This is a genomic window from Nocardia sp. NPDC006044 (assembly GCF_042871115.1).
GTDB lineage: Bacteria > Actinomycetota > Actinomycetes > Mycobacteriales > Mycobacteriaceae > Nocardia.
On sequence record NZ_JBIAID010000008.1, the window covers coordinates 23,471 to 46,217 of the forward strand.

Annotated in this window: 20 protein-coding genes; 8 read left to right on the top strand and 12 right to left on the bottom strand. The window is 67.5% G+C overall.

Annotation, left to right across the window (positions count from 1 at the left end; translation table 11 throughout):
• Positions 1–109: 109 nt before the first annotated feature.
• The gene (locus ACFYO1_RS42010) at positions 110–1,348 is read left to right on the top strand and encodes an alpha/beta hydrolase fold domain-containing protein (RefSeq protein ID WP_387244705.1); all 1,239 of its coding nucleotides are present in this window, start codon (positions 110–112) and stop codon (positions 1,346–1,348) included.
• A gap of 208 nt (positions 1,349–1,556) precedes the next feature.
• Here ACFYO1_RS42010 and ACFYO1_RS42015 read toward each other — a convergent pair whose 3' ends face one another.
• Positions 1,557–2,180 (bottom strand): class I SAM-dependent methyltransferase, encoded by a 624-nt coding sequence (locus ACFYO1_RS42015; protein ID WP_387244708.1) that lies wholly within the window; start codon positions 2,178–2,180, stop codon positions 1,557–1,559.
• Positions 2,181–2,309: 129 nt separating this feature from the next.
• Positions 2,310–5,285, bottom strand: a complete 2,976-nt coding sequence (locus ACFYO1_RS42020; RefSeq protein WP_387244710.1) for an acyl-CoA synthetase — start codon at positions 5,283–5,285, stop codon at positions 2,310–2,312.
• A gap of 500 nt (positions 5,286–5,785) precedes the next feature.
• Between ACFYO1_RS42020 and ACFYO1_RS42025 the strand changes: the two genes are divergently transcribed.
• The 4 genes from ACFYO1_RS42025 to idi all read left to right on the top strand — a co-directional run bounded on the left by ACFYO1_RS42025 (position 5,786) and on the right by idi (position 10,413).
• Entirely contained in the window at positions 5,786–7,192 is a 1,407-nt protein-coding gene (locus tag ACFYO1_RS42025) for a family 2B encapsulin nanocompartment shell protein (protein ID WP_387244713.1), read from the top strand.
• Positions 7,193–7,683: 491 nt separating this feature from the next.
• Positions 7,684–8,889 (top strand): family 2 encapsulin nanocompartment cargo protein terpene cyclase, encoded by a 1,206-nt coding sequence (locus ACFYO1_RS42030; RefSeq protein WP_387244716.1) that lies wholly within the window; start codon positions 7,684–7,686, stop codon positions 8,887–8,889.
• A gap of 82 nt (positions 8,890–8,971) precedes the next feature.
• Positions 8,972–9,844 carry a geranyl diphosphate 2-C-methyltransferase gene (locus ACFYO1_RS42035; RefSeq protein ID WP_387244720.1) on the top strand — a complete coding sequence of 291 codons (873 nt, stop codon included), beginning with the start codon at positions 8,972–8,974 and terminating at the stop codon, positions 9,842–9,844.
• Positions 9,841–10,413 carry an isopentenyl-diphosphate Delta-isomerase gene (idi, locus tag ACFYO1_RS42040; RefSeq protein WP_387244723.1) on the top strand — a complete coding sequence of 191 codons (573 nt, stop codon included), beginning with the start codon at positions 9,841–9,843 and terminating at the stop codon, positions 10,411–10,413. Before ACFYO1_RS42035 ends, idi begins: the two co-directional genes overlap by 4 nt.
• Here idi and ACFYO1_RS42045 read toward each other — a convergent pair.
• The 4 genes from ACFYO1_RS42045 to ACFYO1_RS42060 form a co-directional block, all read right to left on the bottom strand.
• Positions 10,391–10,915 carry a hypothetical protein gene (locus tag ACFYO1_RS42045; protein ID WP_387244726.1) on the bottom strand — a complete coding sequence of 175 codons (525 nt, stop codon included), beginning with the start codon at positions 10,913–10,915 and terminating at the stop codon, positions 10,391–10,393. The two genes, idi and ACFYO1_RS42045, sit on opposite strands and share 23 nt — an antisense overlap.
• 810 nt (positions 10,916–11,725) lie before the next feature.
• Positions 11,726–12,469, bottom strand: a complete 744-nt coding sequence (locus tag ACFYO1_RS42050; protein ID WP_387244729.1) for an aspartate/glutamate racemase family protein — start codon at positions 12,467–12,469, stop codon at positions 11,726–11,728.
• Entirely contained in the window at positions 12,469–13,974 is a 1,506-nt protein-coding gene (locus tag ACFYO1_RS42055) for an NCS1 family nucleobase:cation symporter-1 (protein WP_387244732.1), read from the bottom strand. The genes ACFYO1_RS42050 and ACFYO1_RS42055 overlap by 1 nt, the downstream gene beginning before the upstream one ends.
• An 86-nt stretch (positions 13,975–14,060) precedes the next feature.
• Positions 14,061–14,783, bottom strand: a complete 723-nt coding sequence (locus tag ACFYO1_RS42060; RefSeq protein ID WP_387244735.1) for a GntR family transcriptional regulator — start codon at positions 14,781–14,783, stop codon at positions 14,061–14,063.
• A gap of 159 nt (positions 14,784–14,942) precedes the next feature.
• Between ACFYO1_RS42060 and ACFYO1_RS42065 the strand changes: the two genes are divergently transcribed.
• Positions 14,943–16,112, top strand: coding sequence for a serine hydrolase domain-containing protein (locus tag ACFYO1_RS42065; RefSeq protein ID WP_387244738.1), 1,170 nt, complete (start codon positions 14,943–14,945; stop codon positions 16,110–16,112).
• A 199-nt stretch (positions 16,113–16,311) separates the two neighbouring features.
• A complete protein-coding gene (gene ilvA, locus ACFYO1_RS42070) occupies positions 16,312–17,541 on the top strand; it encodes a threonine ammonia-lyase (protein ID WP_387244740.1) in 1,230 nt (409 codons plus the stop codon).
• A gap of 117 nt (positions 17,542–17,658) precedes the next feature.
• On the opposite strand, the gene ACFYO1_RS42075 is transcribed toward ilvA, so the two are convergent.
• The 5 genes from ACFYO1_RS42075 to ACFYO1_RS42095 form a co-directional block, all read right to left on the bottom strand.
• Entirely contained in the window at positions 17,659–17,805 is a 147-nt protein-coding gene (locus ACFYO1_RS42075; protein WP_387244743.1) for a hypothetical protein, read from the bottom strand.
• Between the two features lie 276 nt (positions 17,806–18,081).
• The gene (locus ACFYO1_RS42080; RefSeq protein WP_387244746.1) at positions 18,082–19,056 is read right to left on the bottom strand and encodes an ABC transporter substrate-binding protein; all 975 of its coding nucleotides are present in this window, start codon (positions 19,054–19,056) and stop codon (positions 18,082–18,084) included.
• 42 nt (positions 19,057–19,098) lie between these two features.
• Complete coding sequence (locus tag ACFYO1_RS42085) at positions 19,099–20,151, bottom strand: ABC transporter permease (RefSeq protein ID WP_387244748.1); 1,053 nt, start codon at positions 20,149–20,151, stop codon at positions 19,099–19,101.
• Positions 20,152–20,273: 122 nt separating this feature from the next.
• Positions 20,274–21,080, bottom strand: coding sequence for an ATP-binding cassette domain-containing protein (locus ACFYO1_RS42090; RefSeq protein WP_387244751.1), 807 nt, complete (start codon positions 21,078–21,080; stop codon positions 20,274–20,276).
• Positions 21,081–21,380: 300 nt separating this feature from the next.
• A complete protein-coding gene (locus ACFYO1_RS42095; RefSeq protein WP_387244754.1) occupies positions 21,381–21,545 on the bottom strand; it encodes an SMR family transporter in 165 nt (54 codons plus the stop codon).
• A gap of 237 nt (positions 21,546–21,782) precedes the next feature.
• Here ACFYO1_RS42095 and ACFYO1_RS42100 point away from each other — a divergent pair, with 237 nt between their 5' ends.
• Positions 21,783–22,331, top strand: a complete 549-nt coding sequence (locus ACFYO1_RS42100; protein WP_387244757.1) for a Uma2 family endonuclease — start codon at positions 21,783–21,785, stop codon at positions 22,329–22,331.
• Positions 22,332–22,388: 57 nt separating this feature from the next.
• Here ACFYO1_RS42100 and ACFYO1_RS42105 read toward each other — a convergent pair whose 3' ends face one another.
• Positions 22,389–22,712: a DMT family transporter gene (locus ACFYO1_RS42105; protein ID WP_387244760.1), complete on the bottom strand. Its 324-nt coding sequence runs from the start codon at positions 22,710–22,712 to the stop codon at positions 22,389–22,391.
• Between the last annotated feature and the right edge of the window lie 35 nt (positions 22,713–22,747).

The following is a 22,747-nucleotide window of genomic DNA, read 5'->3' on the forward strand; positions in this document are numbered from 1 at the left end:
TCCTTCCGATCGTGCTGAGCGGAAACGGCAGAAGGAATGGCCGGATCGGCATAAGCGACTACCCGTAATGGCATAACCCGCGCGCTATCGATGGGCAAGACTGTTCGGTATGGACAGCGCGCGGCCCGGCAACCCGACCGATGCGGCGGTATTGAAGATGACGGCGGCGCCCGACGCGATCGAATTACGTCACCTGCGGGCATTCGTCGCGGTGGCCGACGAGCTGAACTTCAGTCGCGCCGCGGACCGGCTCTACATCACCCAACCGGCATTGAGCCGGCAGATCCGCAGCCTGGAACGCCTGATCGGCTGTGATCTGCTGCGGCGCTCGACCCATCGCGTCGAGCTCACCGTCGCGGGCAGCGCCTTCCTGGTCCGCGCGCGGCGGGTGCTCGGCGAACTCGATGACGCGGTGGCCATGACCCGCTCGGTCGGTGGCGAGCACGCCCAGCGGCTGACCCGGCTGTGGGAACTGTTCGTCGATCTCAACCGAACCGGCGCGGAGCTGGCCGAGATCCGCGCTGCCGTCGAGCAGCTGCACGCGCAGTTCGCACCGCCGGCCGACGTGCAACTACGAGCGGTCAATGCCGGCGGTGTCCCGTCGCTGCTGTCGGTGTCCGCCGGAGTGGATCCGGCGAGCGCGCCCGTGCTGTTCCTGCACGGCGGCGGGCACGTCGCCGGATCCTCGTTCGGGTATCGGCATCTCGCCGGCGCGCTGGCGGCCGTAGCTCGACGTCCTGTCCTCGTCCCCGAATACCGTCTCGCACCCGAGCACCCGTTTCCCGCTGCGCTGGAAGACGCGTTGCGCGCCTACCTGTCCGTCCTGGACGCCGGAGCCGCGCCGGAAACCGTCAGCGTCGCCGGCGATTCTTCCGGTGCGGGCCTGGCGTTGTCGATGACGCTCGCCCTGCGCGAACGCCGGCTGCCGATGCCGGGCCGAATGTTGCTGATGTGCCCGTGGATCGACCTCACCGGCGCGGCGCAAACCCGGGCCGAGGACGCTCCCCTGGTCTTCACCTCCCATGATGCCGCTCGATTCGCCGACCTCTACCTGGCCGGACACCCCGCCGACGACCCGTTGCTCACTCCCCTGCGGACCGACCTTTCCGGCCTACCCCCGATTCTCGTGCAGGCCGCCACCGGAGACAGCGTCCTGCCCGAGGCCCGGCTCCTGGTCGAACACGCCCGCGCCGCCGGTGTCCCTGCGAACCTCGACCTCTACCGATCCCCGACGCACACCTTCCACCTCTTCTGGAGCTTCCTCCCCGAAGCCGCCGAGGCCCTCGAACGCGGCGGCCGGTTCCTCGCGGCCGCTCCCGAAGTGAAGGCTGCGGCGTCCCCGGCCTGAACGATCATCGGACGGGCGAGGGCGAGCACGTAAGAGGCTGGTCACTCCTCGATACGGCCAGTCAACGCCACGGTGTTGGCGGTGTCATGTGCGAGGAGAATGTAACGACAACGCGGCGTTGGGGTCTCGTGCGCTGCTTCGGTGGGCCGACAGCACCTCCGCACACCTGAAGCACGCGTGTCAGGGCGGCACGGCGATGTGCGGTAGGTCAGGGAGTGTGCGGCTGTTCGGGATCGGCGTCGAGTACGTAGAGCTTTTCGCGGCCACCGGCGATCAGTTCTCGGCGGACCACTCGCGACTCGTAGGGACCGAAGAACGCGTCGAGGGTGGTTTCGGTGAAGCGGTGGGCTTGGATGCCGTCGCCGGCGTTGGTGAAGCGCTGGCCGACAGCGGCGAGGACGCGGTTGTCGCTGCTGGCCATGTTGCGGATCGGTTCGGCGATGATCACCTGTTCGCGGGCGGCGGCGAGCATGCGGTCGAGCACGGGGGTGGCTTCGGGGAGGAAGTGGTAGAGGCTGGCTTGCATCAGGACGTAGTCGGCTTCGGGGAGCGGGTCGGCGGAGGTCAGGTTCCAGACCTTGCCGTGCGCGCCCGCCTCGGTCAGCTTCGCGACGAACCGATCGTTGCGATCGAGGCCGGTGTAGTCGACCGACTTCTGCCGCAGGTAGCGGGTGTAGAGCGTCGCGGGTCCGCAGCACAGGTCGAGCACGCTGGCGCCGTCGGGCACGAGGGCCGCGACGGCTCGGTAGCGAGCGGTGTAATACCGGCCGTAGAGCGCGCGGATCAGCAGCTCGTAGAGGGTGGCGTTGCGATAGATGAGGCTCGTACTCACACCAAGTACTCCTGACAAATCGGGCAGCAACGTCAGCGTCGGATGGTACGGCGCGGGGTACCCGCACGCACGACCGGGTCGAGCGGCCGAACCGGTGAATCCGGCCGCTCGACAACTCGATTCAGGGTGTCAGCTGTCGCCGAGGACGCGCGTCGCGTCGTCCTCGGTGAGGATCTCGTACGCGTCGGACGCCCGATTGAACCACCAGGTGTCCGGGCCCGGCACCGGACGACCCGCCGCCTGCACCGCCCGCGTGGACGGCCGGTAGGACGAGCTGCGCGGGATCTCGTCCACCACGTAGACCAGATCGGGCCGCTTGCTGGGTTCGAGCGCACGCAACGCCTCGGTCACGTCCTTCGGCTCCAACCGGAAACCCTTGCGCACACTCACCGCGGCGACGGCGATGCAGTGTCTACCCACGCCGCCGGCCGCCGCCTCCCCGACCTCGAGACCGTAGGCCACCTCCATGTCGATCGCGGTGATGTCGTTGAGCACGTCGACGATCGGCTGCCCATACACCGGCCCGCGCGGTGTATGGATCACCGTGTCCTTGCGATCGACCAGCCAGTAGTCCCCCTCGCTGTCGCGGCGGAACAGATTCTCCGTCGGCATCCACGAATCACCCGGCGCGAACACGCCGCGCAACCCGCCCGCGGAGATGTCCACCCCCTCCGAGGCCTTGCCGATCAGCAGTCCGACCTCGTTGTCCGCGCACCGGCGGGCATACCCCGAGTCGTCGACCAGGATCTCCTCGGCGATCGGGTCGTAGGCGACCAGCTCGACCCGTGCGGTGCCCGGCACCGGCCTGCCCTTGCAGCCGCGCTTCACGCCCTTCACGTTGGCCAGCACCACGTCGCCCTCGATGGAGGCGTAGAACTCCAGCACCCGAGCCGGATCGAACTGCTCGGTGGTCCGCCGCCACAGGCCCGCGGGCATGCCGGAGCCGATGAACAAGCGGATCGGATGCCGATGCCCGGCCGGGAACACCTGCGCGTCGAGGATGTCGCGCAACATCGTCCAGGTGTAGGTGACGACGGTGACGCCGTAGCGGTGCACCTCCTCGGCGAACTGCGCCGGATCCAGCGAACGCGCCAGCGCGATCCGGCTACCGCCCGCGATCGCGCCACCCAGACTCACCAGCAGTCCGGACGAATGATGCAGCGGCGCAAGGCAATACACCGTGTCCCTGCGATTCAGATCGGCGGTCGTCGCGGTGCCGAACGCGGACAGCGCCCAGCGATGGTTGCTGATGAATTTGGTCTCCAGCCGATCGCCGGTGCCGGTGACCAGCACGAACGCCAGCTCGCGCGCCAGACCGGGATCGGGCCGATACCACCCGGGCAGCTTCACCTGCGCCGGATCGATCTGCTCCAGGTCGATCACCCTGTCGCTCAACGGAATACCGAGCTGACGGGAATCGCCACCGCCGAGCACCAGCACCCGCGCGCCGGTCGAGGCGGCTTGCCGCAGGTTCTCCGGATCCGCGACAACCGTGTCCACGCCGGTGATTTCGAGCGCACGGACCAACTCGCTGCCCGGCGCGAGCAGCACCGCCACCGCACCGAGCCGGGACAGCGCGGCCACCGTCGCCAGCGCACTGGGCCGGGTCTCCATGATCACGCCGACCCGCATCGCCGGCCGGATGCCGACCGAGATGAGCCCGCGCACCACGTTATCGATGCGCACGTTCACCGCCGCATTGGTGTGCACCCGATCCTCGAACAGGAACAGATCCTTCAACGGCGCCCGCCGGCCCTGCTCGGCGATCAACCGCCCGAGCGAGATCCGGGTGTGCGGCTGAATCATGCCGAGCCGGGTGAGCCGCGGCAGCGCCCGCGCCGCCTCGCCGGCCAGCTCGACCGAGCCGCGGACGGTATTGCTCGCGATGCCTTCCAGCGCCTTACCGACGCCCGCACCGGCCTCGGCCAGGGTCGCGGCGGTGTGCACCACGCGGGTGGCCGCCGAACGCGGCCGGTTGCTGTCCACATGCTCGGCCATCCGGTGGATCTCCGGCGGCAGCAGGGTGTCCCGCTCGAGCCAGTCGATCCACTGCCGCACCAGCGGCCAGGTGTGATTGGTCGCCGTGCTGCCCGCCACCAGGCCGAAGTGCCCGGCGACCAGGTTCGCCTCGTACACCTCCGCGTTCGGCGCGGCCCGCACGATGCCGCGCACCGCGGCGGGCTGGCCGATGTCGTCGACCTCGCCGACGAACGCCAGGATCGGGCACTTCAACTCGGCGAGCGAGACCGGCTGATCGCGAATCACGAAGCCGCCCAGCATCAACCGGTTGTGCGCGACGAACTGCTTGAGCAGATCGGCGGCGGCCGGTCCGGCGTAACCGACCCAGCCGTCGTTGTTCAGGAACCGGCGCTGACGCTCCTTGGGCAGCAACGCCTCCCGGTCGTGCAGCTGGCGCAGGAAGTCGATCCTGGCCTTGGCCGTCTTCATCGGGTCCAGCATCTGGAAGCCGATGCGCACCATGGAGTCGGTGATCGGCAGCCGGGTGACCACGTGATCGGCCAGGAAGTCGGCGACTTCGGAGACCATCCCGTAGGGCAGTCCGAACGGCATGCCCGCGACCACATCGACCGGGCTGCCGAAGGTCACGATGCTCTGCACGCCCTTGCCGTAGCGGTAGGCGGCGACCTGGTAGGCGAACATGCCACCCTGGGAGTAGCCCATCAGGTGCACGGCGCTGCCGGTCGCCTCGGTCACCGCGTCGATCGCGCTGCTCACCGCGAGTACGTGGTCGGCGAGGTCGCGCTCCCAGCCACCCTCCTCGCTCGCCGGGGAGCCGAAATCGACCACCCAGCAGTCGATTCCGCCGCGCTGCAGGATGCCGACGGCACCGTCCTCGACGTTCACGTCCCAGATGTCCGCGTTCACCATCAGCGGCGGCACCAGCAGCGCGACGGGGCGCCCCGGCGTAGTGTCGTCGGGGAAGTAATGCCGCAGCCGGTACATCCGCCTTCGCTCGACCACCTCGAACGGGGACGACTCGACGTCGTGGGTCAACCCGCCGAAGCGGATGACCTCGAGGCCGTTCTGCGCGGTCGCCATCAACCGCTGTACCGATCCGACCAAATCCTTCGCACTGAACTTCAAGATCGCTCCTGGCCCTACCCTAGAACGTTGCCCTCATCCGTCTCCGCGTACTCCACCGGAGGGATACCCTTCGGTCCCCAAGAAGTACGCGGCGATGTTTCAGACGAGCTTCCCACATCGTGTGTCCATTATGTGTCCGCTGTGACCCGATCCATGCACGTAATCCGGGGTCAGTGGCCGAATATCGGCAGATTCCCGCGAAGCCCGCCGCGCACGGTAGCTACCAGGCGGCGACCTGTCCGTGGTTCTCTCGATTCCTGCCGGGAAGTTATGTCCCGGCGATTCGATCGGCAGCGTGTCGTAACCATCCGCGACGGTATCCGCCGTTTCGCTGCGTGCGGCCCGCTGTCCGACCTAAGATCGATGCCGTCTGGAACGCACTGTCGCGTAAGCCATTTCGCTCGAGTGACTGGTTTCACGGGCCTTTTGCCCGCTTGTTTTGCTGTGCAGAATAACCGTCGCCGCATCACGGGGTGACCCTCTCGAGGTGAGGACAACGCATGACTATCGAAATGCCGGTCCAAACGGAAAACAACCACCGCAAGAGCCTCAGCACCTCGGCCGCGGCCAAGCTGGCGCACACCACCAAATCCGAACCCCAGATGCAGGGCATCAGCTCCCGCTGGCTCACCCGCATGCTGCCGTGGACCCAGGTCAAAGGCGGTGTCTACCGGGTCAACCGGCGGCTCACCCACACCCTCGGCAACGGCGAGGTCGAATTCGACGTGGACGGCTCGCAGGCCCGCGTCATTCCGGCGGAATTACGGGAGCTGCCCGCCCTGCGGGATTTCGACGACGAGCAGGCGCTGCACGCCCTCGCACAGCGATTCCAGCAGCACGATCTCGCGCCCGGCAGCATCGTCGCCGAATTCGGCAATCCGATGCATCAGCTCGTCCTGGTCGTGCACGGCAAGCTGACCAAGAACGGCATCGGCGAATACAACGAACGCACCATGCTCGGCATTCTGGCGGGCGGTAATTACTTCGGCGATCAAATCTTCACCGACCCGCACGCGGTCTGGCCGGTCACCGTCAAAACGGTCACCAGGACAACCCTTCTGGTACTCCCCCGCCAGGCCCTGCACGACGTGCTCGGCAACTCGCCGCGGCTACGCGAGCAACTGTCCAGAATGGCCGAGGCGCCGGCCCGGCCGCAGAACACCAAGGGCGAGGCCGCGATCGAGATCGCCTCCGGCCACGCGGGCGAGCCGCTACTCACCGGAACGTTCGTCGACTACGACGCCGCGCCGCGCGAATACGAGCTAAGCCTCGCGCAGAGCGTGCTGCGGGTGCACACCCGCGTCGCCGATCTGTTCAACGATCCGATGGATCAGGTCGAACAGCAGTTACGCCTGACCGTCGAGGCGCTCTATGAGCGGCGCGAGCACGACCTGGTCAACAATCCCGACTTCGGGCTGCTGCACAACTGCGACCTCAAGCAGCGCATCTCGACCGAGTCCGGCCCGCCCACCCCCGACGACATGGACGAGCTGCTCAGCATGCGGCGCAGCACCAAACTCTTTCTGGCCCACCCGAAAGCGATCGCCGCCTTCGGCCGCGAATGCAGCAAACGCGCCCTCTACCCCGACCCCGTCGACGTCGACGGACACCGCGTACCCGCCTGGCGCGGCGTCCCGATCTTCCCCTGCGGCAAGCTAGGGGTCAGCCCGACCCAGACCACCACGATCCTCGCCATGCGGACCGGTGAGAAGGACCAGGGCGTGATCGGCCTGCACCAGACCGGCCTGCCCGACGAATACGAACCGAGCCTCAACGTCCGGTTCAAAGGCATCGACGACCAGTCGATCATTTCGTACCTGGTCAGCTGCTACTACTCCGCCGCCGTACTGGTACCGGACGCACTCGGCGCGCTCGACAACGTCCTGGTCGCCCGGCAAACCGACTGACGAGGTGATGCGCCATGTCGATGCTGTCCCGCACTATGGCCCTGCCCGCGACCCACGAGGTCGCCACCGCCGTCGCCGCCCTGCTGTCCGACCTAGGCGGCAGCGCCCCGCCACTGTTGACGCACAACGATTCCCTGTCTCCAGAGGTGACCGACTCGGCTACTCCGCAAGACCCGGGTGTCCCGATACCGGACACCCCCGGCGCGCCGACCCTGAACGCGCCCGATCGGCTTCGCATACTCGGTCCGCGTGGACTCGGGACTTCGACACTACCGATAAACCCGCCCGCTGATCCGTCAGGATCCGCTGTCCCACAGTACATCTCGTCAACCGCATCGGCACCGCCACCCGTGCGGTCCACCGGCGCGGTGTTGCCTGCCGTCGTAGCGTCTCCATCGACCGCCCCCGCCGCGCCGGAATCGTCCGTCCCGACCGGTCCGCCCCTCTCGTTCGGTCCTGCAGCTCCACCGGCCAGCCGATCCGACGAGTCGATGGGAAGCGGTATCCCCACTGGCCCAACCGGATTAGGTACCGGATCGACCCACAACAGCGGCACCGCGCCCGCCAGCGTGGGGCAGGCGACACCATCGACCAGCTCGATCGATCCCGCCATCGCTCGAACGGTCGATCGATCATCGGAGCCATCCGGGGGTCGAATCCCCACCGGTCCAACCGGATTGGGTACCGCGTCGACGCGGCGCGGCGCCGAGGGTTCGGCGATCCCGCCGCTCTACTGCCCACCGCCGATGCGTGATGACCCGGTGCTGGCGGCCGATGTCAACGAGCGGATCGTCGCGTGGGCCGGTTCGATCGGCCTCTACGAGGGCAGGTTGGACGAGCTGCGGGACGCGGGGTTCGGGCGGTTGATCATGCTTGCCCATCCCGATTGCGACGACCCGGATCGGCTGCTCGCCGCGGCGAAATGCGCGGTGGCCGAGTGGGCGGTGGACGACTACTACTGTGATGCCGACGCCAGTGACGTCGCACCCGACGGCACGCCGTCGAGCGCCGAGGCGGAACTGGGACCGCGCCTCGAACTCGCCGCCGCCGCAATCGATCCCGTGCACCTGCCCGCCCGCTACGCCGCGCGGATCGAGCAGGCATTGCAGGCGGACCCGATCGTGCGGGCCTTCCGCAGCGGATTCGCGCACCTGGGCCAGTTCTCCACACCGGCGCAATTGGCGCGGCTGCGCACCGAGATCGCGGGCTGGTTCATCGCGCTCGGCGCCGAAGCGGGCTGGCGGCAATCCGGGCGGACACCACCGGCCTGGGAATACCTGACCAACCGCCAGCCGCACAGCTTCCTGCCCTGCATGGCGCCGATCGATATGGTCGGTGGCTACGAACTCCAAGCCGCCGAATACACCGATCCCCGGGTGCGCCGGGTGATCACCACCGCCGCGCTGGCCAGCCAGCTGGTGAATGACCTGTACTCGATGGCCCGCGAAGACCGTTCGGACGGAAGGGAATTCAACCTGCCGACGGTCCTGGTCGCGGAGGAGGGCTGCACCCGGCACGAGGCGGTGCTGCGCACCGCCGAGTTGCACGACGAACTGATGCATCGCGTCGAACTCGAGGCGGCACCGCTGGCCGCCACCGGCTCCGCCGAACTACGCCGGTTCCTCACCGGCGTCTGGGCCTGGCTAGGCGGCAGCCGCGCCTGGCATGCGGAGAGCAAACGGTACTCCGACCAGTAGATCACCGAAGCCGCGACACCTCCACGGCGGTGACCCCCGCCGATGAAATATTCAGTGCTGCAACGAGAGAGGGTGAATTGGCATGACCATTCTCAATCCGGACACCGATGCCGTGCTTCAGACCAGCTACCAGAAGGCCGTTGCCGCGTACTGGAACAACAACCCGAACGATGACCGGGTCAACACGAAACTCGGTGAGGTGGACGGGCTTTACCACCACCACTACGGCATCGGCGCCCCGGACCTCTCGGTGCTGACCGGTCCGGAGGAGACCCGGCAGCAGCGCATCGTCAAGGAGCTGCACCGGTTGGAGACCGCGCAGGCGCAGCTGCTACTGGACCATCTCGGCACCGTCCACCCGGACCAGCGCCTGATGGACGGCGGATCCGGCCGGGGCGGCACGAGTTTCATGGCGAACCAGCGTTTCGGCTGTCAGGTCGACGGCGTCACCATCTCCGAGTACCAGGTCCGCTTCGCCAACGAGCAGGCCGCCGAGCGCGGGGTGGACGACAAGGTGCGCTTCCACTTCCGGAACATGCTGGAGACCGGTTTCGAGCCGTGGTCGATGCGCGGCATCTGGACCAACGAGACCACCATGTACGTCGACCTGTTCGATCTGTTCCACGAGTTCTCCCGGCTGCTCGAACCGGGCGGGCGCTACGTGTGCATCACCGGTTGTTCCAACGACGTCACCGGCGGCCGCTCGTCCTCGGTCAGCTGGATCGACGCGCACTACGGCTGCATGATCCATCCGCGCAGCGAATACTTCCGCGCGATGGCGGAGAACAACCTCGTCCCGGTCGACGTGACCGACCTCACCGCGGCGACCATCCCGTACTGGGAGCTGCGCACGAAATCGGAGCTCGCGACGGGTGTCGAGCAGCCGTTCCTGACCGCGTACCGGGAGGGCAGCTTCCAGTACCTGTTGATCGCCGCCGATAAGGTGGGCAGGTGACCGACACCGCTCCCCCGGCATTCACCGATCGCGAAGCTTTGCCCGTCGAACTGGTCGACGACGCGGGGCACGCGATCGGCACCTGCCCGGTGTCACAGGCGCATCAGGCGCCGGGACAGCTGCACCGCGCGTTCTCGGTGCTGCTGTTCGACGACGCCGGGCGGGTGTTGTTGCAGCAACGGGCCGCGGTGAAGACCCGCTTCCCGTCGCGGTGGTCCAACGCCTGCTGCGGCCATCCCGCGCCGGGCGAGCCGGTCGCCGCGGCGGCCGCGGTCCGCCTCGCCGAGGAGATGGGCCTGGCCACCACCTTCACCGAGGTGGGCGTGTACCGCTATCGCGCCGAGGATCCGTCGACCGGCCGGGTCGAAGTCGAATGGGACCACGTGCTGGTCGGCCGGCTCACCGCCGGCGCACCGCGACCGAACCCGGACGAGGTGGCCGACTACGTCTGGATGGCGCCCGACGCGCTGCACGAGGCAATGGCCGCCGAGCCGGACGCCTACACGCCGTGGCTGACCGGCGTGCTCGAGCTGGCCGAGCGGGCGCTCACTGAAACGTGGCCGCGCTGAGCCGTCCGACGCCGGTGCGCAGGCCGGGACCGAGACAGCCGCCGACCATGGCCGGCGTCATCATCTCGTAGTCGGCGGTGATCCGGACCCGGCTGCCCTGACCGAGACCGTCGACCACGTCCAGCGTGCCGATCGTCGGCTGCTGCATGGTGACCGGCCACGGCCCCCACAGCCTGCTCGTCTCGCCGTTCGACCAGAGCACGTCCACGGTGATCGGGCCGTCCGCCGGGCGCATGCAGTCCGAGGTCGCGATGTGCGTACCGGTGAAGGTGCCGCCGGTGATGCCCGCGGGTCCGCCGGAACAGTCGCGCAGCGTGCCGACCGAGGTGAAGGTGAGTACGTGCGGGGTCATGTCGATCGCGCCGTCCACGGCCGTCCAGCGGAAGTCGCCGTTCGCGCAGGTGCCCGCGGGCGGCAGCGCGGTTGCGACGGGAAGGTCGAACGGGACGAGCAATGCCGCGGCTACGGCGGTCGTGGCGGCGGCCTTCCCGAGCATCAACACTGCGGCACCTCTTCTCGCGGGCGGTATACCTGCAAAAACGGGTGGAGCACGCGCAGGGGAAGAATCCCATACCGTCCATGCTGTTTTTGGGTCCGACACACAGGCGAGCGAGTCAAGATCTTGCTGGCAATCACATTGATAAATGCGCATATCTACGTAAAGCAATGTCGCGAACCCTGAGAGAAATCATAGGAACGGCACAGGCTATGACCAGGTCCACCCGGCATTGTGAGGTGCGTAGGAGTTGTCGGCGAAGTGAGGTGCGCGATGGTCGAAATCGAGGTCACGGGGACGACTGTGACGATCCAGGTGGTCGGTGGACACCAGGTGCTCGCGCTGCGGGAGCACATCACCTTCGATCTCTCCGACATCACCCAGGTGGTCCGGGCCGAGGTGGACCTGCGCCCGCCGTGGGTGCGCGCGCCGGGCACCTTCTTCCCCGGTGTCATCGCGGCAGGCACCTTCCGCGGCAAGGGCCGTAAAGAGTTCTGGGACACCAGGTTCGACGGCCGCGCGGTCCGCATCGAACTCGACGGCGGCCCGTTCACCCGGTTGGGGGGGGGGGGGGGGGGGCCCGCCCGCCCCCCCTGCGGCTCTCTCTTCCTACGCGCGGGCGCCCCCCCCCCCCCCCCCGGCCCCCCGCCCCCCCCCCCCCCCCCCCGGCCCCCGCCCCCCGGGGCCCCCCCCCCCCCCCCCCCCCCCGACCTGACCCTGCACGCCCTCCGCACCGCCGTCGCCGCCTAGCCCACGCAGCCGCACCACTTCTGATTTCCCGCACCGAATTTCGCATGCGATTCTCGGTGCGGGAAATCAGGAATGGTGCGGGAACCTACCGAAGCTGTGCAGCAGGCCGGTGTAGGACTTGGGCGGGGGCGCAGCGAACTCTCCCCTGCCGGACTTGCGCAGGCCGAGCGTGATCAGCGACTGGACGGTCAGGGTCGCGGCAGCGACTCCGTCGATCACCGGGACCCCGATCTCGTCGCGGATGTCAGCGCACAGGTCCGCCATGCCCGCGCAGCCCAGCACGATCGCGTCGGAGCCGTCGGCGTCGACCGCCTCCCGGCAGGCCTCGGTGACGATCTTGCGGGCATCCGGATCCGAGTCCAAGGCCAGGACCGGCAGCTCGCAGGCGTGAATGCCGAGGCAAAACCGTTGCCGTCCATAACGTTCCACCAGATCGCCGGCGCGTCCGATGGTCCGGCTCAGGGTCGTGACGACGCTGAACCCACGGCCCAGGTGACTGGCCGTTTCCATCGCCGCCTCGGCAATCCCGATCACCGGTCCCCCGGCCACTTCGCGCGCGGCGTCCAGCCCCGGATCGCCGAAGCAGGCGATCACGTACCCGTCGACACCCGCTGCCTCCCCACGCCGGATGGCCGCGAGAATCCCTGGGACGCTGAGGGCTTCGTCGTAGTGACTCTCGATCGACGCGGGCCCCATCTCGGCGGTCACCGCGTCGAGCAGCGTGCCGGGACCGGCGACGGCCCTGGCACACTCCTCGATCGTGTCGGTCATCGCCCGGGTCGTGTTCGGGTTGACCACACGGATACGCATCAGGCAGGTACTCCCTTCACCGCCAGCCTCGTTCGGGTGGCCAGCACGTAGTAGACGGCGAAGCCGAGGCCGCAGCCGATGAACCAGCTATACTGCGCCGCGGTGTACATGCCGGTGACGTCCTTGGCCAGCACCGGGATCACCGCGACCACGGCGCCGATCGCGGTGGCGAGAACCGCCGCCGGGTTGTAACCCTTGCTGTACCAATAACGTCCGGTCTTCGACAGGGTGAACAGGTCGTCCACCACCACGTGCTGCTTGCGCACCAGGTAGTAGTCGGCGATGAGCACACCGAACAGCGGGCCGATGAACGCGCCGAGCACCTCGAGCGTGTAGTGAATGACCTCGGGGTTGTTGTAGAGGTTCCACGGGGTGATCAGCACCGAACCGACCGCCGCGATCATGCCGCCCGCCCGCCAGCTGATCCGTTGCGGGTCAACGTGCGAGAAGTCGAAGGCCGGCGAGATGAAGTTCGCCACGATGTTGATGCCGACGGTGGCGACGGTGAAGGTCAACGCGCCCAACACGATCGCGAACGTGCTGTCGATGCGCGCGACCGTCGCGACCGGGTCGGTGATCAGCTCGCCGTACACCGGAACGGTGAGCGAGGCGGTGACCACCACCAGCAGCGAGAACAGCAGGAAGTTGACCGGCAGGCCGAGCAGGTTCCCGCGCCGCACGGCGGCGAAAGTCTTTCCGTAGCGGGAGAAGTCGCCGAAGTTCAGCATCGGCCCGGAGAAGTAGGACACCACCAGCGCGATGGCGCCGAGCATCACCGGCAGCGAGTCCCAGCCGGTGTATTTCACGTCCCCGAGGTTCAGATCGATGGCGCTCCAACCGGCTTTCGCGATCAGGTATCCGCAGAGCAGGAACATCACCACATAGACCGCGGGCCCGCAGAAGTCGATGAACTTACGGATGGATTCCATGCCGCGCCAGAACACGCACGCCTGCACCACCCACAGCGCCAGATAACTCCCCCACCCGAGCAACGAAAGACCGAGGAAGCCGTAGTCGTCGACCACCGCATAGGGCGCCAAACCCGGAAAGAGCTTCACCAGAACGACATCCAGCGCCGCCGACGCCAGGAAGGTCTGAATCCCGTACCAGGCCACCGCGATCAACCCGCGGATGATGGCCGGGATATTGGCGCCGATCACCCCGAAGGCGCTGCGGCACATGACCGGATACGGCACACCGGTCACCTGGCTCGGCTTCGCCACCAGATTGCAGAAGAAATAGACGATGGTGATGCCGATCAGCAGGGCGGCCAGCACCTGCCAGCTGGCCAGGCCGAGCGCGAACAGGCTGCCCGCGGTGACGTAGCCGCCGACGCTGTGCACGTCCGACATCCAGAAGGCGAAGATGTTGTACGAACCCCAGGTCTGCTTGCGCAGCGGCGCGAGGTCGGCATTGGTGAGCCGTGGATCGTAATTCGGTGGCACGGTGCCGGGAACGGCGACAGGTGGGGTTACGACGCTCGGTGCCGCGATGGTTTCGGTCATGGTGTTTCCCATCCGGGAGGTGAAACTGTGATCGAAACGACGGTAGGGATTCGCCATTGCCCGCCCGTTGCGTCGTTATTGCCCGGCTATTGCGCGGCAGATATATCTTCCGGCGCGAGCAGGCCGGTGTCCGTCGGCAGAGTCGAGATGACCGTCTCCAGCCTGCGGTGATGGCGTTCGGCGATGAGCAGCAGGCGATCGACGTCGCGAGCCAGGAACGCGTCCATCATGAGCGCATGGTCGGTGTGCAGCCGCACCCGGTCGCCCCGGCTGATGTGCACCATCGACTGCACCGGCTCGGTCACGTTCCACGCCGATTCCAGCATGTGCAGCAGCCGGAACATGCGCGACGGCTTGGTCAGCGCGACATGGAAGTTGCGCGATTGGCGATGGTAGGCGGCCGGATCGTCGTCCCGGATCGCCTGCTCGAGCAGCGCGTTCACCTCGATCAGGGCGGCCCGGTCGGCGCCGTCCGCGTTCAGCGCGGCCGCGGCCAGCGACGCGTTCTCCAACGTCTCCCGCACGATGTACATCTCGCGCAGTTCGGCGGCGGTCAGCTGGGCCACCGCGTAGCCGCCGTGCGGTTCGTGGGTGACCAGGCCCTCCCCGATCAGCGTCTTCAGCGCCTCCCGGACCGGGATGTGACTCACCCCGAACAGCTCGGCCACCTCGCGCAGCGGGATGACCGTGCACGGCGGCACGGCGCCGTCCAGGATCACCCGGCGTAATTCGCCGAGGATCACTTGCGGTCGGCCGGGTGCGTCGACAACCAACCTCGCGAGCAGCGCCGAACGTCGTCTCGGGGGCATGCGAAACACGCTAGGCCAGGCGTGTTGCGGTTTCGGTCAGCTGTGTGACGCTCAGGAAACGTATTCGGACAGAACCAACCGGTCGCACCAGCCGGCCTTTGCGGTGATCCGGCACATCCGTGTAATTGTGGACCGGACCCGTACTACAGAGAGTTCCCGATGACGGTTTCGGCAGCACAGTTCGTAGATCGCCGGTTCGCGACCCTGGTCGCCGAGTTCGACCGGCTCTTCCGGCGACCCGGCGACGGCGGTGGGGCGCTCGCGGTCTACCTGCACGGCGAGCCGGTGGTGGACGTCTGGGCCGGGTACGCGCGGCCGGAGGTCCCATGGGCGCGCGACACCGTCGCCATGGCGTATTCGACCGGCAAGGGCGTGGCCAGCACGCTGCTGCACCGGCTGGCCGAGCGCGGCGCGGTCGCCTACGACGAGCCGGTCGCGACGTACTGGCCCGCCTTCGCCGCCGCGGGCAAGGACCGCATAACGGTGCGCGAATTGCTCAGTCACCGAGCGGGTTTGCATCGCCTGCGCGGCCTGCTGCCCGGACCGTACGACCGGTTCTTCGACGACGCGGCGGTGACCGCGGCGCTCGCCGCGGCCGAGCCGGACCCGCGCCGCCTGGTCACCAGCGGGTATCACGGAATCACCTTCGGGCACTTGGTCGCCGAGCTGGTCCGCCAGGTCACCGGCACCGAGTTCACCGAGGTGCTGCGCACCGAGATCGCCGAACCGCTTGCCGCCGAGGAACTCTGGTTCCGCGTCCCGGACGCCGAACGCGACCGCATCGCGACCAACTTCCCCCGCCTGACCGTCGCGGGAATGAGCTGGGAGAACAGCTCGCGACTGCTCGGCAGGACCAGATTCTCCGCCGCCATGGACACCACGCCCAAGGGCTTCGCCGATCTGGTTTCCGATTCGCGCCTGCATGATTCGGTGATGCCCGGCCTCAACGGCGTTTTCTCCGCCCGCTCACTCGCCCGCGTCTACGGCGCGCTCGCCAACGGCGGCGAACTCGACGGCTACCGGCTGCTCCGCCCGGAGACGATCGAGCTGATCACGCAGCGCCAGGTCTTCACCCCGGATTACGTTCTCGCCCTGCGGGTTCCCTGGGCGCTCGGCTATCACGCGGTTCCGATGAAACCCTCCAGGGCCGACCCGATCTCCGCCTTCGGCCACTTCGGCCTCGGCGGCTCCGGCGCCTTCGCCGACCCCGCCACCGGCATGTCCCTCGGTTTCATCACCAACCGCCTCGGCGGCCGTCTCACTCCCCTCGGCGACGCCCGCCTGGCCCGCCTCGGCACCCTCGCCCACAACCTCGCGAAAGCCGCCTGACCTGCCTGACCCAAGGTCTCCGCCAGTCCCCGAGACACGACGAAGGTCCCGGTCAGTCGAGTGCCCGCCGAGTGCAGGCGTCCCTGCTGTCGTTGTCCCGCAGTGCTGGGCGCATTCGGTCGGGGGGCTACGACCGGGAGTCTTGGGGGCGAGACACCCAGTTCAGAATCGTCGGACGTTTCGGCCCGGGAGTGGCAGCATGTGCGGCATGGAGTTGGTCGGGATGGAACGAATCGCCGCTGCCGCGGAGTTGCTCGCGCCGGTGATTCGGAAGACGCCCATCGTGGCGTCGCGCGTGCTGTCCGAGCGCGCGGGCACCGAGGTGTGGCTGAAGTGCGAGAACTTGCAGCGGACCGGGTCGTTCAAGCCGCGCGGCGCCTATAACCGGATCGCCAATCTGCCCGCCGCGGACCGCGCTCGCGGCGTGGTTGCCGCGAGCGCGGGCAACCACGCGCAGGGGGTGGCCTGGGCGGCGACCTCGCTCGGTATCACCTCGACGGTTTTCATGCCGGTGGGCGCCTCGCTGCCCAAGCTGGCGGCGACCAAGGCCTACGGCGCCGAGGTGCGGCAGGTCGGCGAGACGATCGAGGACGCGCTGGACGCGGCCAAGGACTTCGCCGAGCGCACGGGCGCGACGCTGATCCATCCGTTCGACCACCCGGACGTCGTGGCCGGGCAGGCGACGGTGGCGCTGGAGATCCTGGAGCAGATCCCCGATGTCGGCACGGTGCTGGTGCCGACCGGCGGCGGCGGGCTGCTGGCCGGCATCGCGGTGGCGCTTCATCAGCTGGCCCCGCAGGTGCGGGTGATCGGGGTGCAGGCGAAGGAGGCGGCGGCCTGGCCGGATTCACTGGCGGCGGGCAAGCCGGTGCGGGTGGGGCGGATGTCGACGATGGCCGACGGTATCGCCGTCGGGCTGCCTGGCCAGGTGCCGTTCGTGCATGTGGCCGAGCACGTTCCGGCGATGCTGACCGTGGACGAGGACTCGCTGTCCAAGGCGCTGCTGCTGTGCCTGGAGCGGGCCAAGCTGATCGTCGAGCCGGCGGGCGCGGCGTCGGTCGCGGCGTTGATGAGTTGCACCGCAACGGAACTGGACCTGAAGGGTCCGGTGTGCGCGGTGCTGTCCGGCGGCAATATCGACCCGCTGCTGCTCACCCGCCTGATCGGCCACGGACTCAGCGCGGCGGGGCGTTATCTCGATGTGCGCGTGACGATCTCGGATCGGCCGGGCGGGTTGAGCGCGCTGCTCGGGGTGGTCGGCAAGACCGGCGCCAGCGTGGTCGACGTGGCACACGCCCGCACCGGCAGCCGCCTGGCCCTCGGCGAGGTGGAGGTCTCGCTCACCCTGGAAACGCGCGGCCCGAACCACCGCGACGACGTGCTGAACGCCCTGGCCAACGCGGAATACTCGGTCCGGGTGGAGGACTGATGGCGACCTCGCCGGGGCCGGATCTCGTTCAACTCGATCCGATCCCGGCGAGGTCCCGTCGAACACCTTCCCGCACAGCCGAACTCACGCTGGATTACGCGCGGAAACGCGGGACGCTCAGCTGCCCAAGAACAACATGGGGCTCACGATGGCGGCCATCGGCAGCAGCACGGCGTCCATGATGGAGCCGCCGATCGGGAAAGCGACGGCCAGGACAGCGGCCATGAACATTGCCAGACTGTTGCCCACGATGGATCCGATCATGTCCTCTTCTCCTTCGGTTCGTTACTTCTAGCTGTCGAGCTACAGAAGACTCGAAGTGCGTAGAGCAGTGAACTGGGTAGAGGCCACCTCACCCGGGGAGGGCGAGGCGTGCGGACGCCGATCAGAGGGGCGCCGCGAATCATGATAGAGCACGGATGATCCGTTTTGGGTGTTTCCAGAAGTTTGCTGGATATCCCGTCCGGGGGCGCAGAATCTGCAGCGCACCCCGTGCCGACCGGACGCGGGGCGTCCGGTCGGCCCCTCATCGGATAACCCTCAGCACTTGCGCTTGTAGAAGTACTTCGAGTTGGCGTCCATGTCGGCCTGCGTGATGGCGATCATGTCGGTCTGGATGTTGCGGGTGACCGGCTTGCCTTCGATCGCCGCGGCCGCCTGATCGACCCCCTTGGCCCCGATGCCCGCCGGGTCCTGGGCGATAAGCGCTTGCACCGTACCGGCTTTCAGGTCCTCCACCTGCTTGGGGCTCGCGTCGAAGCCGACCAGTTTGACCTGGCCGAGCTTGTTCGCGTTGCGCAGACCGGTGGCCGCGCCCTCGGCCGAGCTGAGGTTGGTCGCGAAGATACCGGCCAGGTCCGGATGTGCGGCCAGCGTCGCGGTGACGATCGAAGCCGCCTGTGCCGCTTCGTTATTGTTGTACTGCACGCCGAGCGAGGTGATGCCGGGGAAGCTCTTCACCGCGTCCTCGAAGCCCTGCGCCCGCGCGTCGGTGGTGGACGTACCCGCCTTGGTGTTGATCACCAGCACCGGGCCCTTGTCCCCGACCAGCTTCGCCAGGGTCTGCGCAGCGAGCGCGCCGCCCTTCTTGTTGTCCGACGAAATCGACGACAGCGCAACGGAAGTGTCGTCCAGCGCGGTATCCACCTCGACGATCTTGATGCCCGCGTCCTTGGCCTGCTTGATCGGATTGGCCATGGCGGTGGCGTGCGTCGGCGCGATCAGGATGCCGCCCGGCTTGTTCGCCACCACACCGGTCAGCACCGGGGTCTGCGACCCGGCGTCGAACTTGGTCGGCGCCTGCGTGTCCAGCTTGTAGCCGAGCTTCGCGGCCTCGTCCTGCGCGCCGCACTGCATCGAGATGTAGAACGGCTCGTCGGCGACGCCCGGAATCAGCACCAGCTTTTTGCTGTCACCGCTCCCCGAGTTGCTCACCTGCCCGCTACAGGACACCAGCAGCGCGCCGACCGACACCATCGCGCCGATCACCACCGCTGTCCGCTTGGCCACCCTCATTTGGCTACCTCCGCCGTATTGTGTTGTTCCACTGTCGAATTCCTATTTCCGATCGCGGGCCCGGCGGCGGAGCTGGTCGAACCAGACCGCCGCGACCAGCACCACGCTCACCGCGATCGGCTGCCAGAACACCGGCACCTGCGCGATGACGAACCCCTTCTTCAGCACCGACGGAATGAACACGCCGATCACCGTGCCGACGATCGATCCGACCCCGCCGAACAGGCTGGTGCCGCCGATCACCACGCCCGCGATGGCGTCCAGGTTGTCGGTGGTGTGCCCGCCGATCGTGGTGGTGCCGAAGTAGGCCAGGTTCATGAAGCCGGCCAGACCGGCCAGCACGCCGGTGAGCAGGTACACCGTCACCAGATGCCGGGTGACCGCGATGCCGGAGCGGCGGGCGGCCTCCTCGTTGGAGCCGATGGCGTAGGTGTAGCGGCCGAAGCGGGTGGTGTGCAGCACCCATGCGGCCAGCACGGTCACCACGGTGGCGACCAGCACCAGGTTCGGAACGCCGCCCAGGGTGGTGCCGAAACCGAGGGTGTCCCGCAGGTTTTCGGGCACCGTCCGGGTGTCCACGCCGCCGGTGATCAGTTGCGCCGCGCCGAGGGCGGCGCCGAACGAGCCGAGCGTGACGATCAGCGGCGGAATCTTGGCCTTGGCCACCAGCAATCCGTTGATCAGGCCCCAAACACCGCCGCCCGCAATGGAAAGCAGGAAGCCGACCGCGATGATGCCCCAGCCCGCGTTGGTGGCGTCCTGATCCGGGCTGAGCCACTCCATCGACTTCGCGCCGATCACGCCGGAGAAGATCAGCACCATGCCGACGGAGAGGTCGATGCCGGAGGTGATGATCACGAACGTCATTCCCACCGAAAGCACCAGCAGCACCGAGGTTTCGATCAGCAGTGTCTGAAAGGTGAAGCGGGTCGGGAACGCGTCCGGGCGCAGCACGCTGAACACGATGCACAACGCGACCAGCACGACGCCGATCCATACTGTGCTCGCGCCGAGAAGTCGTTGCAGGACAGTGCGTTCGGGTAACTCCTGGCCGTTACCGTTCCCGTCGGCACCGACGGACTTGACCTCACTCATACCTTCGCCTCGCTGACGCTCGGCTCCGGTATGCGCGATGCACACTGTGACATGATTCGTTCGCTTCGCTCACTCATAGTCCTGCACCTCAACACAATTCGACGCCGCGGGGCACGGATGTCTCACGCCGCCCCCTCCTGTGACAACGCGCCGGTCATGGCGCCCACCAACTGCTCGAGCGTGGCCTCGGCCGCGGTGAACCTGGCCACCCGCCGGCCGAGCCGGAGTACCTCGATGCGGTCCGCGACCGCCAGGACTTCGGGCATGTTGTGGCTGATCAGCACCACCGCGATGCCCTGATCGGCGACCCGGCGGATCACATCGAGCACCCGCTCGCGCTGCACCACGCCGAGCGCGGCGGTCGGCTCGTCCATGAACACGACCTTGCTCGCCCACATCACCGCCCTGGCCACCGCGACGCTCTGCCGCTGCCCGCCGGACAGCGAGCCGATCGGCACGTCCGCGCTCTGCAAGGTGACGCCGAGGCGCCGGAAGTGTTCCACCGCTTGGGCTCTCATCGCGGTGCGGTCCAGCATGCCGAGTTTGCCCGGCAAGCCCTTGCGCACCAGCTCCCGGCCGAGAAACAGGTTCGCGGCCGGGTCCAGATCGGGGGCGACCGCGAGGTCCTGATACACCGTCTCCACGCCGAGTTTGCGCGCGGCCGTGGGCGTATTCAGCACCACCTGCTTGCCGTCCAGCAAAATCCGCCCGGAATCCGGCTGCTCGGCGCCGGAAAGGCATTTCACCAGAGTCGATTTACCCGCGCCGTTGTCGCCGATCAACGCGACGACTTCACCGGCGCTCACCTCGAAGTTGGCGCCACGTAACGCCTCGACCCCGCCATAGCGCTTCACCAACCCCTCGGCCCGCAGCACCACGGCGGAATCACCCGCGGGTTCGGCCGGTTTCACGGCATCGTCCGAGGTCATCGGCCACATCCGTGCGCGCACAGCTGAGCAAACGTCCAGTCCATCCCGCGATGCTACGTTCGGCCCATCCGTTCGTGGGACATATTCGGCAAAATGCGGACGCCGCAATGCAATCCCGGTTTGCGAGCCGAGAAAACAATGCACTCAATACCCGAACGGCCGTCCCATCCGGTAGGGCATCAGCAATCGCTCGGTTTCACCGCTGAAACTCGTCGGGATTCACCGGAACCATTGATCGGCAGCTCGCATCAAACGGTAATGCATGACGTTACGTCACCGTGGGAGAAGCGCGCCGTTCGATCAATGCTGGCCGCCGAGTTCCAGCGCGAGTACGCCGATGATGACCAGGGCGATGCCGCCCACTTGGATCAAGGTCAGGCGTTCGTCGAGGAAGAGGGCGCCGATGATCGCGATGGCCGCCACGCCGACGGCCGACCAGATGCCATAGGCGACACCGATCAGCATGCCGCGCTTCAACGTTGGAACTCGCGGAGATTCGCGGGAACTATCGGGCGACATCGCACGTCAAAGGAAATGCACAACCGTCATGTCGCCGAGTAGGAGGAGTTCCAGAATGGACCGTAGCAGCCCACAGTCGGCACCGGGGCCCGGATGAGCCCGCGCACCGCGGCGCGGCACCTGCTGGCGGACGACCAGCGAACCGAACCCGCGCCACCCGGTTACCCTGGGGATATGAGCAGCATGGACGCCGATGTGACCCTCGCGGAGTTCGAGGTGCTGGAGCGCGCATCGTCCGAGGAAGTCGACGTCGAGCTGATCAATGGAAGGATCTACGTGGTTCCCGTTCCGGATGGTGAGCATGTCGAGTTCACCAGCATCGTGGGCGATCAGATTCGGGACCACTGCCCGGAATGGCGGCTATTCTCCGAGGTCGGCGTACGCATCCCGGCCTATCGCGAAAGCCGTGCGCGAGTAGATGGCGCAATCGCACCGCGTGGCTATTTCCGGGACCAGCCGTCGTGGTCCGACCCGGCCGGCATCCTGATGATCGTGGAGATCACGTCGGGGCGCGAACGCGACGCGGAGGTCGATCGCGTCGAGAAGCGCGATGCATACGCGCAGGCCCACATTCCCGCATACCTGCTGATCGATCGCCATCGTGCCGACATGACTGTCTATTGGGAACCGGCGGACGGGGAGTATCGGCACACCGCCACCGCCAAGTTCGGCGCCGCACTCCGGCTCCCGAAACCCTTCGAGTTCGACCTGGATACCAGCGAATTCCTCTGATCTACCCAGCGTTCGGGCGTGCCTATGGTCTCGGTGACCATAGGCACGCCCGCTTGATCAATGCTGGCCGCCGAGTTCCAGCGCGAGTACGCCGATGATGACCAGGGCGATGCCGCCCACTTGGATCAGGGTCAGGCGTTCGTCGAGGAAGAGGACGCCGATGATCGCGATGGCCGCCACGCCGACGGCCGACCAGATGCCATAGGCGACACCGATCTGCATGCCGCGCTTCAATGCCTGGGAGAGGAACCAGAAGGCGCTGCCGTAGCCGAGCACGACCAGGATCGACGGAATGACCTTGGTGAATCCGTCGGAGATCTTCAGCGAGACGGTGGCGGTCACCTCGGACGCGATGGCGATGGCCAGCAGAAGCAGGGTCATGGCGGCAGCGTATCGAGTGGCGCAGAATAGGGGTC